The organism is Pseudomonas inefficax (genome assembly GCF_900277125.1).
In the GTDB taxonomy this organism is placed as follows: Bacteria; Pseudomonadota; Gammaproteobacteria; order Pseudomonadales; family Pseudomonadaceae; genus Aquipseudomonas; species Aquipseudomonas inefficax.
This window is the reverse complement of sequence record NZ_OPYN01000074.1, coordinates 23388-36344: the sequence shown is the minus strand read 5'-3', so window position 1 is coordinate 36344 and position 12957 is coordinate 23388. Positions and strand designations below refer to the sequence as shown.

Annotated in this window: 13 protein-coding genes; 7 read left to right on the top strand and 6 right to left on the bottom strand. The window is 63.7% G+C overall.

The features are described from left to right. Position 1: 1 nt before the first annotated feature. The 3 genes from ngg to JV551A3_RS09410 all read left to right on the top strand — a co-directional run bounded on the left by ngg (position 2) and on the right by JV551A3_RS09410 (position 3472). The gene (gene ngg / locus JV551A3_RS09420) at positions 2-1747 is read left to right on the top strand and encodes an N-acetylglutaminylglutamine synthetase (protein ID WP_133970646.1); all 1746 of its coding nucleotides are present in this window, start codon (positions 2-4) and stop codon (positions 1745-1747) included. 129 nt (positions 1748-1876) lie between these two features. After that, positions 1877-3061: an osmoprotectant NAGGN system M42 family peptidase gene (locus tag JV551A3_RS09415; RefSeq protein WP_025338084.1), complete on the top strand. Its 1185-nt coding sequence runs from the start codon at positions 1877-1879 to the stop codon at positions 3059-3061. Between the two features lie 183 nt (positions 3062-3244). Continuing rightward, positions 3245-3472 (top strand): YheU family protein, encoded by a 228-nt coding sequence (locus JV551A3_RS09410; RefSeq protein ID WP_004575803.1) that lies wholly within the window; start codon positions 3245-3247, stop codon positions 3470-3472. A gap of 118 nt (positions 3473-3590) precedes the next feature. On the opposite strand, the gene csrA is transcribed toward JV551A3_RS09410, so the two are convergent. Together csrA and JV551A3_RS09400 are read right to left on the bottom strand one after the other, a co-directional pair. Beyond that, positions 3591-3770, bottom strand: a complete 180-nt coding sequence (csrA, locus tag JV551A3_RS09405) for a carbon storage regulator CsrA (RefSeq protein ID WP_133970645.1) — start codon at positions 3768-3770, stop codon at positions 3591-3593. Positions 3771-3890: 120 nt separating this feature from the next. Beyond that, on the bottom strand, positions 3891-4700 hold the full coding sequence (locus JV551A3_RS09400) for an SDR family oxidoreductase (RefSeq protein WP_133970644.1): 810 nt from the start codon (positions 4698-4700) through the stop codon (positions 3891-3893). Between the two features lie 316 nt (positions 4701-5016). On the opposite strand from JV551A3_RS09400, the gene JV551A3_RS09395 reads away from it, so the two are divergent. Further along, positions 5017-5169 (top strand): DUF3309 family protein, encoded by a 153-nt coding sequence (locus tag JV551A3_RS09395; RefSeq protein WP_003252624.1) that lies wholly within the window; start codon positions 5017-5019, stop codon positions 5167-5169. A gap of 55 nt (positions 5170-5224) precedes the next feature. Here the strand turns inward: JV551A3_RS09395 and JV551A3_RS09390 are convergent, their stop codons facing one another. The 3 genes from JV551A3_RS09390 to JV551A3_RS09380 all read right to left on the bottom strand — a co-directional run bounded on the left by JV551A3_RS09390 (position 5225) and on the right by JV551A3_RS09380 (position 8302). Further along, positions 5225-6889 carry a cation acetate symporter gene (locus tag JV551A3_RS09390; RefSeq protein ID WP_112249328.1) on the bottom strand — a complete coding sequence of 555 codons (1665 nt, stop codon included), beginning with the start codon at positions 6887-6889 and terminating at the stop codon, positions 5225-5227. Beyond that, entirely contained in the window at positions 6886-7197 is a 312-nt protein-coding gene (locus tag JV551A3_RS09385) for a DUF485 domain-containing protein (RefSeq protein WP_003260090.1), read from the bottom strand. Before JV551A3_RS09385 ends, JV551A3_RS09390 begins: the two co-directional genes overlap by 4 nt. Positions 7198-7441: 244 nt before the next feature. Then, positions 7442-8302: a glycine betaine ABC transporter substrate-binding protein gene (locus JV551A3_RS09380; RefSeq protein ID WP_133970643.1), complete on the bottom strand. Its 861-nt coding sequence runs from the start codon at positions 8300-8302 to the stop codon at positions 7442-7444. A 197-nt stretch (positions 8303-8499) separates the two neighbouring features. On the opposite strand from JV551A3_RS09380, the gene JV551A3_RS09375 reads away from it, so the two are divergent. Further along, positions 8500-10068, top strand: a complete 1569-nt coding sequence (locus tag JV551A3_RS09375; protein ID WP_133970642.1) for a glycoside hydrolase family 17 protein — start codon at positions 8500-8502, stop codon at positions 10066-10068. Positions 10069-10189: 121 nt separating this feature from the next. Here JV551A3_RS09375 and JV551A3_RS09370 read toward each other — a convergent pair whose 3' ends face one another. Beyond that, on the bottom strand, positions 10190-10567 hold the full coding sequence (locus tag JV551A3_RS09370) for a hypothetical protein (RefSeq protein WP_133970641.1): 378 nt from the start codon (positions 10565-10567) through the stop codon (positions 10190-10192). Between the two features lie 190 nt (positions 10568-10757). On the opposite strand from JV551A3_RS09370, the gene JV551A3_RS09365 reads away from it, so the two are divergent. Further along, on the top strand, positions 10758-12056 hold the full coding sequence (locus tag JV551A3_RS09365) for a serine/threonine protein kinase (RefSeq protein WP_133970640.1): 1299 nt from the start codon (positions 10758-10760) through the stop codon (positions 12054-12056). Further along, on the top strand, positions 12049-12873 hold the full coding sequence (locus tag JV551A3_RS09360; protein WP_133970639.1) for an MlaA family lipoprotein: 825 nt from the start codon (positions 12049-12051) through the stop codon (positions 12871-12873). The genes JV551A3_RS09365 and JV551A3_RS09360 overlap by 8 nt, the downstream gene beginning before the upstream one ends. Positions 12874-12957: the final 84 nt, after the last annotated feature.

The following is a 12957-nucleotide window of genomic DNA, read 5'->3' as shown; positions in this document are numbered from 1 at the left end:
GATGAAAGCCCATGAAATCGCTTACGGTCAGCGCCTGCTGCGCGGCCAGGCGCCGTCCTATGAGCGCCTACAGGCGCGCCTGGCCGGCGATGGCAGCCAGCCCCACGACCAGCCACGCGCCGTGCATTGCGGCTGGGGCCGGTTGCTGATCGGCCACACCTACCCCAACCCGGCCGACCTGGCCGCCGACCTGCTGGAAGAACGCCCCGGCGAGCGCGATATCGCCCTGTACGTGGCCGCGCCGCAGCAGCTGCTGGCCCAGGCCCCGCAGCAACTCTTCCTCGACCCCTCCGACACCCTGCGCCTGTGGTTCACCGACTACCGCCCGGCGCAGCGGGTGTTCCGCGGCTTCCGCGTGCGCCGGGCGCAGAACCCGGGCGACTGGCAGGCGATCAACACCCTGTACCAGGCGCGCGGCATGCTGCCGGTCGACGCCGAGCTGCTCACCCCTCTGCACTTGGGCGGCCCGGCGTACTGGCTGGCCGAGGACGAAGACACTGGCGCGGTGATCGGCAGCGTCATGGGCCTGAACCACGCCAAGGCGTTCGACGACCCCGAGCACGGCAGCAGCCTGTGGTGCCTGGCGGTAGACCCGCATTGCACCCGCCCCGGCGTGGGTGAAGTGCTGGTGCGCCACCTGATCGAACACTTCATGAGCCGCGGCCTGGCCTACCTGGACCTGTCGGTGCTGCACGACAACCGCCAGGCCAAGCGCCTGTACCAGAAGCTGGGTTTTCGCAACCTGCCGACCTTCGCGGTCAAGCGCAAGAACGGCATCAACGAACAACTGTTCCTGGGGCCTGGCCCTCAAGCCGACCTCAACCCGTATGCACGCATCATCGTCGACGAAGCGCTGCGTCGAGGCATCGAGGTACAGGTGGACGATGCCGCCGGCGGCCTTTTCACCCTGAGCCTGGGCGGGCGCCGCATTCGCTGCCGTGAGTCGCTCAGCGACCTGACCAGCGCCGTGACCATGACCCTGTGCCAGGACAAGCGCCTGACCCAGCATGCCCTGCACAACGCCGGGCTGCTGGTGCCGGCGCAGCAGGTGGCCGGCAATGCCGACGACAACCTGGCGTTTCTCGACGAGCACGGCGCGGTGGTAGTCAAGCCGGTCGATGGCGAGCAAGGCCAGGGAGTGGCGGTGAACCTCACCTGCATCGACGACATTACCCGCGCCGTAGCGCATGCCCGTCAGTTCGACAGCCGCGTGTTGCTGGAAAGCTTCCATGCCGGGCATGACCTGCGCATCGTGGTGATCGGCTACGAGGTGGTCGCGGCAGCCATTCGTCACCCGGCGCAGGTGCTGGGCGATGGCAAGCACAGTATCCGCCAGCTGATCGATGCCCAAAGCCGACGGCGCCAGGCGGCAACCGGTGGCGAAAGCCGCATTCCGCTGGACGACGAAACCGAGCGCACCCTGCGCGCGGCGGGCTTTGGTTATGACGATGTGTTGCCCGCCGGCCAGCGCCTGGCCGTGCGGCGCACCGCCAACCTGCATACCGGAGGCACTCTGGAGGATGTGACCGAGCGCCTGCACCCGGTACTGGCCGACGCCGCCGTGCGCGCTGCACGGGCGCTGGAGATCCCAGTGGTGGGGCTGGACTTCATGGTGCGTGATGCCGGGCAACCGGAGTACGTGATCATCGAGGCCAACGAGCGTGCCGGGTTGGCCAACCATGAACCGCAGCCGACCGCCGAGCGTTTTATCGACCTGCTGTTTCCGCATAGCCGGCCTTTGGCGTGAACCAGTACCGGCCTCTTCGCGGGTAAACCCGCTCCCACAGGTGCTCCACTGGTCCTGAGGGTAGCGCTGTGCCTGTGGGAGCGGGTTTACCCGCGAAGAGGCCCGGACAGAAGCAAGGAGTCCCCAACCATGTCCGACCGACATCCCGAACCCGATCTCGACTACCTCAAGCGCGTGCTGCTGGAAATGCTCGCCATCCCCAGCCCCACCGGTTTCACCGACACCATCGTGCGCTACGTGGCCGAACGCCTGGACGAACTGGGCATCCCCTTCGAGTTGACCCGCCGTGGCACCATCCGCGCCACCCTCAAGGGCCGGCAGACCTCACCCGACCGCGCCGTGTCCGCCCACCTGGACACCATTGGCGCCAGCGTGCGCCAGTTACAGGACAATGGCCGCCTGGCCCTGGCGCCGGTCGGTTGCTGGTCCAGCCGCTTCGCCGAAGGCAGCCGGGTAAGCGTGTTCACCGACACTGGCGTATACCGGGGTAGCGTGCTGCCGCTGATGGCCAGCGGGCATGCCTTCAACACCGCCATCGACCAGATGCCGATCAGCTGGGAACACGTCGAGGTACGCCTGGACGCTTACTGCGCCACCCGCGCCGACTGCGAGGCGCTGGGTGTGAGCATTGGTGATTTCGTTGCCTTCGACCCGTTGCCCGAATTCACCGAAAGCGGCCACATCAGCGCCCGCCACCTGGATGACAAGGCAGGTGTGGCAGCGCTGCTGGCGGCGCTGAAAGCCGTGGTGGAAAGCGGCCGCCAACCGTTGATCGACTGCCACCCACTGTTCACCATCACCGAAGAGACCGGCTCGGGGGCGGCTGGTGCCCTGCCCTGGGATGTCAGCGAGTTCGTCGGCATCGACATTGCCCCGGTGGCGCCCGGGCAGGCTTCCAGCGAGCATGCTGTGAGCGTGGCCATGCAGGACTCGTCGGGGCCTTACGACTACCACCTGTCCCGGCACCTGCTGAAACTGGCCGGCGACCACGACCTGCCGGTGCGGCGCGATCTGTTCCGCTATTACTTCAGCGATGCCCATTCGGCAGTGACCGCGGGCCACGATATTCGTACCGCGCTGGTGGCCTTTGGTTGCGATGCCACCCATGGGTACGAGCGAACACACATCGACAGCCTGGCGGCGTTGAGCCGGTTGTTATCGGCATACCTGCTGAGCCCGCCGGTGTTTGCCAGTGATTCACAGCCGGCCAATGCGTCGCTGGAGCGCTTCAGCCACCAGCTGGAGCATGATGCGCAGATGGAGAGCGATACCCGGGTGCCGGCGGTGGATAGCCTGGTTGGCAACAAGGGCTGAGGGCCCTGGGGCTGCTCTGCAGCCCATCGCGACACAAGGCCGCTCCCACAGGTACAGCGCATGACGCCAGATCGACGCGATCGTTGTGGGAGCGGCCTTGTGTCGCGATGGGCCGCAAAGCGGCCCCAAAATCCCGAATGTTTCGCGTAGCATGCCCCCACCGACACCTAGGCAACGCCCACCATGCTGATCCCCTACGACCAACTGCAAGCCGAAACCCTGACCCGCCTGATCGAGGACTTCGTCACCCGCGACGGTACCGACAACGGCGACGACACCCCGCTGGAAACCCGTGTGCTGCGCGTGCGCCAGGCGCTGGCCAAGGGCCAGGCGTTCATCCTGTTCGACCTGGAAAGCCAGCAGTGCCAGTTGCTGGCCAAGCATGACGTGCCCCGGGAGTTGCTCGAATAGCAGGTCTGGCCTCATCGCCGGCAAGCCAGGCTCCCACAGGGGGTGGTACCACAGGCCTGAACCTTGCGCGGCCCCTGTGGGAGCGGGCAAGCCCGCGAAGAGGCCAGCACAGGCAACATCAGGCTTTACTTTGCTTGGCATCCTTGATGCGCTTGTACACCTCGGCCCGATGCACCGGCACCTGCCGTGGTGCATCCACGCCAAAGCGCACCACCCCGTCCCGCGTCTCCACGACCATGATCCGAATGTCATCGCCAATCACGATGATCTCTCCTACTTCGCGCCCTATTACCAGCATGCTCCAATCCTCCAGCGTGAGGGAAAACCGGAGCCTGCCCTGATGGCATACGGCTACTCAATAGTTCTGCCGCGATTCAGAAGGACCCTACATTTCCAGGTAACTTTACTTACAGACGAATCATCGCGACTGGGCCTTGGCCCGCATTTTTACCGCCATTTCGGCCATTTCGTCATACAGGCGCTCAGGGGCTTGGCGCTTCAGTTGCCAGGCCTGGCGCCCAGCCTCATGGGGCAGGATCAGGAACTCGCCAGCGGCGACCTGGTGGTGGATGTACTCGGCGATGTCCGCCGCATTGATCGGCGAGCCCTCAAGCAGCTTGCCAACCTGGGCTTTCATCGCCGGGTTCGGCCCACGGAACGAGTCCAGCAGGTTGGTCTGGAAGAACGACGGGCACACCACGTGCACCGCCACCTCCAGTTGGCGTAGCTCGACCAGCAGGCTTTCCGACAGGGCCAGCACGCCGGCCTTGGCCACGTTGTAGTTGCTCATGCCCGGGCCCTGCATCAGCGCGGCCATCGAGGCGATGTTGATGATTCGCCCCTTGCTGCGCTCCAGCAGCGGCAGGAAGGCCTTGCAGCCCTTGACCACGCCCATCAGGTTGACCGCGATCTGCCAGTCCCAGTCCTCCAGCGAGAGTTCGGCAAAGAAGCCGCCCGAGGCGACGCCGGCATTGTTGACGATCACGTCGATGCCACCGAACTGCTCGGTGCAGGCCTGCGCCAGAGCGGTGAGCTGGCTATAGTCGCGCACGTCGCAACGCTGGACAAAGCCCTCGCCGCCGGCTGCGCGGGCCAGCTCCAGGGTTTCGCGCAGGCCGGCTTCGTTGACATCGGCCAGCGCCAGGCGCCAGCCCTCACGTGCCCAGCGCAGGGCGATCTCGCGACCGAGGCCGGACCCGGCGCCGGTGATCATGATGCGGTTTTGCATGGTGGCAGGCCTTGCTCTGCTGACTGGTGAAAGGAGTCTAAACAAGGGGCCGGGTAGCAGCAGGGTTTATCAGGGTAGTGAATGGAGGGGCATGACTGTGTGGGTAGCCTGCACTGGCCTCTTCGCGGGCTTGCCCGCTCCCACAGGTACGGCGCTGCCCTCAGGCCTGTGATGACCCTGTGGGAGCTGGCTTGCCGGCGATAGGGCCCGCACAGGCAACCACACAAATGGAATCTTTCACAAACTCCGGCAGTCCTTATTTACAAGAGGCCAGCAGTCCGAGGCCCTTGACCCTCAACCACGCAAGGACTCCGTCATGACCACGATTCTCATCATCATCCTGATCCTTCTGCTGATTGGTGGCTTACCGGTCTTCCCGCACTCGCGCAGCTGGGGCTATGGCCCGTCCGGCATCATCGGCGTGGTGCTGGTAATTCTGCTGGTGTTGTTGCTACTAGGCATGATCTAGCGGCGAAAACACAAAAAAACCGCGCCGAAGCGCGGTTTTTTTATTGCCTGAAGGATCAGTGCGAAACAGCACCCGAAGCACCCAGGCCAGTCTGCGAACGCACGAACTGCGGGAAGAACAGCGCACGTTCGTCTTCGGCAGCCTTGGACTTGTCGGTGACCGAGAAGAACCAGATGCTGACGAAGGCAATGGCCATGGAGAACAGTGCCGGGTACTCGTACGGGTAGATCGGCTTCTCGTGGCCGAGGATCTGTACCCAGATGGTAGGGCCGAGGACCATCAGTGTTACCGCGCTCACCAGGCCCAACCAGCCGCCGATCATGGCGCCGCGGGTGGTCAGCTTCTTCCAGTACATCGAGAGCAGCAGTACCGGGAAGTTGCAGCTGGCCGCAATGGAGAACGCCAGGCCGACCATGAAGGCGATGTTCTGCTTCTCGAACAGGATGCCCAGGCCGATCGCCAGTACGCCCAGGGCGACGGTGGTGATCTTCGATACGCGGATCTCGTCCTTGTCGTTGGCCTTGCCCTTGCGCCATACGCTGGCATACAGGTCGTGGGACACTGCCGAGGCACCAGCCAGGGTCAGGCCGGCGACCACTGCCAGGATGGTGGCGAAGGCAACAGCCGAGATGAAGCCGAGGAACACGCTGCCACCCACGGCGTTGGCCAAGTGCACCGCTGCCATGTTGTTACCACCCAGCAGGGCACCAGCGGCGTCCTTGAAGTCCGGGTTGGTGCTGACCAGCAGAATGGCGCCAAAGCCGATGATGAAGGTGAGGATGTAGAAGTAGCCGATGAAGCCGGTGGCGTACAGCACGCTCTTGCGCGCTTCCTTGGCGTCACTGACGGTGAAGAAGCGCATCAGGATGTGCGGCAGGCCGGCGGTACCAAACATCAGCGCCAGGCCCAGCGAGAACGCGGAGATCGGGTCCTTGACCAGGCCACCCGGGCTCATGATCGCCTCGCCCTTGGCGTGCACCTTGATCGCTTCGGAGAACAGGGTGTTGAAGTCGAAGCCCACGTGCTTCATCACCATCAGCGCCATGAAGCTGGCACCGGACAGCAGCAGCACGGCCTTGATGATTTGTACCCAGGTAGTGGCCAGCATGCCGCCGAACAGTACGTACAGGCACATCAGGATACCCACCAGGATCACCGCCACGTGGTAGTCCAGGCCGAACAGCAGCTCGATCAGCTTGCCGGCACCGACCATCTGCGCGATCAGGTAGAAGGCCACGACCACCAGCGAACCGGAGGCCGACAGGGTGCGGATCTCCTTCTGCCCGAGGCGGTACGAGGCCACGTCGGCGAAGGTGTACTTGCCCAGGTTGCGCAGGCGTTCGGCGATCAGGAAGAGGATGATCGGCCAGCCGACCAGGAAGCCGATCGAGTAGATCAGGCCGTCGTAGCCGGAGGTGAACACCAGTGCGGAAATACCCAGGAACGAGGCAGCCGACATGTAGTCGCCGGCAATCGCCAGGCCGTTCTGGAAGCCGGTGATCTTGCCACCGGCGGCGTAGTAGTCCGACGCCGACTTGTTGCGCTTGGAGGCCCAGTAGGTGATGCCGAGGGTGAAGGCGACGAAGGCCACGAACATGGCGATCGCAGAGACGTTCAGCGGTTGCTTCTGCACCTCGCCGGTCAGGGCATCGGCGGCCCACACGGCGGGTGCGAAGGCTCCGCAGGCCAGTACGGCCAAGGTTTTGGCGTGGCGAATCATTGTTGCGCCTCCTTCAGGATGGCCTTGTTCAGCTCATCGAATTCGCCGTTGGCGCGGCGTACGTAGATGGCGGTCAGGACGAATGCCGAGACGATCAGGCCGACGCCCAGGGGAATGCCCCAGGTAATCGATGACTCAGGGCTGAGCTTGGTGCCCAGTATCTGAGGACCGTAGGCGATCAGGAGGATGAAGGCGCAATACAGGCCGAGCATGATCGCCGAGAGAATCCAGGCGAACCGTTCGCGTTTGGTGACCAGCTCCTTGAAGCGGGGGCTGTTTTGTATCGAGAGGTAAATGCTGTCGTTCATTGTTTTTGTCCTAGCAGCACAGATAGGGGTGGAACCCACGACCCTTACTTTATGCGGCTATGGAACGCCAACCAGACGACCTTAGTCTTAGATGCAACGGTGTTTTACCGGTTGCGTAACAAAGTTATGGCCCTTTCGCGGGTGAACCCGCTCCCACAGGGGATTTGCGCAAGCCCGAAGACTGCGCAAATCCCTGTGGGAGCGGGTTCACCCGCGAAGCAGCAAAACTGGCCGTAACGGGTTGTTACTTGCCGGTCCACTCCTTCACGCGATCAGGGTGCTTGGCCACCCAGTCCTTGGCCGCCGCTTCAGGCTTGGCGCCTTCCTGGATAGCCAGCATCACTTCGCCAATCTCGTCCTTCGACTGCCAGTTGAACTTCTTCAGGAACTCCGCTACTTCCGGGGCCTTGGTCGCCAGTTCCTTGCTGCCGATGCTGTTCACGGTTTCCGCGGCGCCATATACGCCTTTCGGGTCTTCGAGGAACTTCAGTTTCCACTTGGCGAACATCCAGTGCGGTACCCAGCCGGTCACCGCAATCGACTGCTGCTTGTTATAGGCTCGGCCCAGTTCCGCGGTCATCGCCGCACCGGAACTGGCCTGCAGCTTGTAACCGGTCAGGTCGTAGTCCTTGATGGCCTGCTCGGTTTTCAACATCACACCGGAGCCGGCATCGATGCCGACAATCTTCTGCTTGAAGGTGTCGTCGGTCTTGAGGTCGGCGATGCTCACCGCCTTGACGTACTCGGGGACGATCAGGCCAATCTTGGCGTCCTTGAAGTTCGGGCCATAGTCGACCACGTTGTCCTTGTTCTTGGCCCAGTACTCGCCATGGGTCACCGGCAACCAGGCCGACAACATGGCATCCAGCTTGCCGGTTGCCACGCCCTGCCACATGATCCCGGTGGCCACGGCCTGCAACTTCACGTCGTAGCCGAGCTTCTGCTTGATCACTTCGGCGGCCACGTTGGTGGTCGCCACGCTGTCAGCCCAACCATCCACGTAACCAATGCTTACTTCTTTGGCCATCGCCTGTGCCGCCCCCATGGCCAGTACCATGGCAGTGCCCACACCCAGGAAACGTCGCATTTTTGTAATAGCAGCCATCAAAGCATCCCCTCGTCAGGTCTCGGAATTTGCATCATCGTCCTGCAACAATAGTCGACCTGCTCCAGCTGCGACCTGTATGCGCGCCATATGCGACAGCACTATGCCATTAGCGCCATCGGCCTGCGGCGACCTGCGCGATCCTTGCATGCCAAAGGTTTGGCGCCGGGCTACTATCTACCCTTTTGCGCCTGACGATGGACCGCCCGATGCCCAGTTCTACCCGCCTGCTGCTGCCGTTGTATCTGCTTGCCTGCCTGCTCGCCCTGCTCGGGCTCGGAGGGCTCTGGTACGGGCTTGGCAAGCCGGTGCAACTACCGGACGCGGCCAGCCCGACGCACAAGCTGCAATGCGCTTCGTACACCCCGTTCGACAAGGACCAGTCGCCCTATGACCAGCCGTTCCGCCTGCGCCCGGCCCGCATGGATGCCGACCTGGCGTTGCTGGCTGAGCGTTTCCAGTGCATCCGTACCTATTCCCAGACCGGTCTTGAGGCAATCCCGGCACTGGCCCGCAAGCATGGCCTGAAGGTGATGCTGGGCGCCTGGGTCAACGCCCACCCGGCCGACACAGAGAAAGAAATCGAGCTGCTGATCGCCGCCGCCAATGCCAACCCCGACGTGGTCAGCGCGGTGATCGTCGGCAACGAGACGCTGCTGCGCAAGGAGGTGACAGGCGCGTACCTGGCCACGCTGATTGCCCGGGTGAAAAGCCAGGTCAAGGTGCCGGTGACCTACGCCGATGTGTGGGAATTCTGGTTGCAACACCCGCAGGTGGCGCCGGCGGTGGACTTCCTGACTATCCACCTGCTGCCCTACTGGGAAGACGACCCGCGTGGCATCGACGAAGCCCTGGCCCACGTCGCCGATGTGCGCCGGGTGTTTGGCACGCGCTTCGCGCCCAAGGACATCCTGATCGGCGAAACCGGCTGGCCCAGCGAAGGCCGCCAGCGCGAGACCGCGCAGCCCAGCCGGGTCAACGAGGCGCGCTTCATTCGCGGGTTCGTGGCCATGGCCGAAAGCAACGGCTGGCACTACAACCTGATCGAGGCCTTCGACCAGCCATGGAAACGCGCCAATGAGGGGGCGGTCGGCGGTTACTGGGGGCTTTATGATGCCGACCGGCAAGACAAGGGCGTACTCGAAGGGCCGGTGAGCAACCTGCCCTACTGGCCTCGGTGGTTGCTGGCCAGCGCCGTGCTGATGGTATTGATGCTGATGCTTGCCGGGCGCCCCGCCACCCCGACGGCTGCCATGCTGCTGCCGTTGCTGGCGGCGTTCGGGGCAGGCTGCCTGGGGCTTTGGGGCGAGCTGATGCGTACCCATGCGCGCTTTGCCGGGGAGTGGCTGTGGGCGGTGTTGCTGGCAGGGCTGAACCTGCTGGTGCTGGCCCATGCCGTGCTGGCCCTGGCGCGGCGCACGGGCTGGCGCGAGCGCCTGTACCCCTGGCTGCGGGCGAGGGCCGGCTGGCTGTTGCTGGCGGCGGGTTTTGCCGCAGCGGTGAGCATGCTGGCGATGGTGTTCGACCCGCGCTATCGCAGCTTCCCGAGCGCGGCGTTGGCGTTGCCGGCGCTGGTGTTTGCACTGTGGCCGGTGCGGGCGCGACGGGCGGAGGTGGCGTTGCTGGCGTTTATCGTTGGGGCCGGGGTGGCGCCGCAATTGTTTGTGGAGGGGTTGGAGAACCAACAGGCCTGGGGGTGGGCGGTAGTGAGTGTGCTGATGACTGCTGCATTGTGGCGGAGCTTGCGCCTTGCTCACAGGGCCTGAAAATACACATCCCTGTAGGAGCGGCCTTGTGTCGCGATGGGCCGCAAAGCGGCCCCAGGATTAGCGCCATGNCATANATTGCCGGGGCCGCTCTGCGGCCCATCGCGACACAAGGCCGCTCCTACAAAGACCGCGTAGCACCAACGTCCCGCACCAACCGCAACCCCGCCAGCACCAGCGCGAACACGGCAATGCTGGCGGTATACAGCACCAGCGCCGGCACTGCGAACACCAATGCCACAACCGCCAGCCACCAGCCGCTGCGGCCGGCAACCACCTGCGCCAGCAGCGCCAGCCCCAGCCCGCCCCAGGCCATCACCTGGTGATGAATGCCCAACCCCAGCAACGACCGCACCTCGCATTGCCAGTACGCCGCCGGGGCCGTGCACAGCCCCACCCACTGCCCGTCCTCCATCAGCCCGTAGCGCACGCCGTAACTGGCAGCAAGCCAAAGCCCCAGAAACAGCACAAGCAGCGCAGCCGGCAGCGAACGAGACATCCAGTTCTCCAATAGCGGTAATCGAAAGCATCCATGATCGCCGATGCCCAGTTGTAAGGCAAAATCACATTCCTGCAGCTATGTTGCAGATAACAAGCACACCAAAGACCACCGCAGCTGGCAACTTTGCCCGGCCCGTTGTGGTCCTAGCCTGCACACTGCTCGACCTTGCGTTCTTTTGGGGGATTACATGCTTCGATCTTTGCGCCTCGCTGCCTTGCTCGGCGGCCTGCTCATGGCTGTGGCCGCTTCGGCGCGGGATATCGACGCCGCGAGCTATGGCTACCCTTTGACCAACCCGTTCGAGGCAACCATCGCCACCACGCCGCCGGAGCAACGCCCCACCCTGCCCGGCGACGACGAAATCAGCCAGTCCGACTACAGCCTCAACCTGCGCCCGGACCGTGAGTTCACCCTGCCCGACAATTTCTGGGCAGTGAAGAAGCTCAAGTACCGCCTGGCCCGCCAGGACCACGAGGCACCGCTGATTTTCATCATCGCTGGCACCGGTGCGCCCTACACCAGCAGCATCAACGAATACCTGAAAAAGCTGTTCTACCAGGCCGGCTTCCACGTGGTGCAACTGTCCTCGCCCACCAGCTATGACTTCATGAGCGCCGCCTCGCGCTTCGCCACCCCAGGCGTCAGCCAGGAGGATGCCGAAGACATGTACCGGGTGATGCAGGCCGTGCGCGCCCAGCACCCACGCCTGCCGATCAGCGAGTTCTACCTCACCGGCTACAGCCTGGGCGCACTCGACGCTGCCTTCGTCAGCCACCTGGACGAAACCCGCCGCAGCTTCAATTTCAAGCGCGTGCTGCTGCTGAACCCGCCGGTCAACCTGTACACCTCGATCAACAACCTGGACAAGCTGGTGCAAACCCAGGTCAAGGGCATCGACCGCAGCACCACCTTCTACGAGCTGATGCTGACCAAGCTGACCCGCTACTTCCAGGAAAAAGGCTACATCGACCTCAATGAAGCCCTGCTGTACGACTTCCAGCAGTCGCGCCAGCACCTCTCCAACGAGCAGATGGCCATGCTGATCGGCACCTCGTTCCGCTTTTCGGCGGCCGACATTGCCTTCACCTCCGACCTGATCAACCGCCGCGGCCTGATCATTCCGCCGAAGTTCCCGATCACCGAGGGCAGCAGCCTCACGCCGTTCTTCAAGCGCGCCCTGCAGTGCGACTTCGACTGCTACATGACCGAGCAGGTCATCCCCATGTGGCGCGCCCGCACCGACGGCAACAGCATCCTGCAACTGGTCAACCAGGTAAGCCTGTATGCGCTGGAAGACTACCTGAGCAGCAGCGACAAGATCGCCGTGATGCACAACGCCGACGACGTCATCCTCGGCCCTGGTGACATCGGCTTCCTGCGCAAGGTGTTCGGGGACCGCCTGACCCTTTACCCCCATGGCGGCCATTGCGGCAACCTCAATTACCGCGTCAACAGTGACGCCATGCTGGAGTTCTTCCGTGGTTAACAAACTCCTCTTTGCCACTGCCCTGTTCGCCGCCGGCCAGGCCCTGGCCGCCGAAACCGCCCCTCGGGCCAGCGTGGTCGAGGCCGACCCGCAAGTCACAGAAGCACCGCTGACGCCCGAGGCCGATGGTTTCGTCGACCCGCTGCGCGAGCTGAAATTCAACCCGGGGCTGGACCAGCGCGAGTTCGAGCGCTCGACCCTGCAAGCGCTGAACGTGTACGACCCGCTGGAATCGCTCAACCGGCGCGTCTACCACTTCAACTACCGCCTGGACCAATGGGTGCTGCTGCCGATGGTAAGCGGCTACCAGTACGTCACCCCGCGCTTCGTGCGCACCGGGGTGACCAACTTCTTCAACAACCTGGGCGACGTGCCGAACCTGTTCAACAGCGTGTTGCAGTTGAAGGCCAAGCGCTCGGCGGAGATCACCGCACGGCTGATGTTCAACACCATCATCGGCGTGGGTGGGCTGTGGGACCCGGCGACCAAGATGGGCCTGCCGCGGCAAAGCGAAGACTTTGGCCAGACCTTGGGCTTCTACGGCGTACCGGACGGGCCGTACCTGATGTTGCCGGTACTGGGGCCGTCGAACCTGCGCGATGCCACCGGGCTGGTGGTGGACTATGCGGGCGAACAGGCGATCAACTACCTGAACGTGGCTGAAGCCAGCAGCGACCACCCGGAAATTTCCGTGCTGCGCGTGGTGGACAAGCGCTACAGCACCAAATTCCGCTATGGCCAGCTCAACTCGCCGTTCGAGTACGAGAAGGTGCGGTATGTGTATACCCAGGCGCGCAAGTTGCAGATAGCCGAGTAAGCAGGCCAGGCCTCTTCGCAGCACAAGGCTGCTCCTACAAGGCGACGCGCTCCCCTGTAGGAGCAGCCTTGTGCTGCGAAGAGG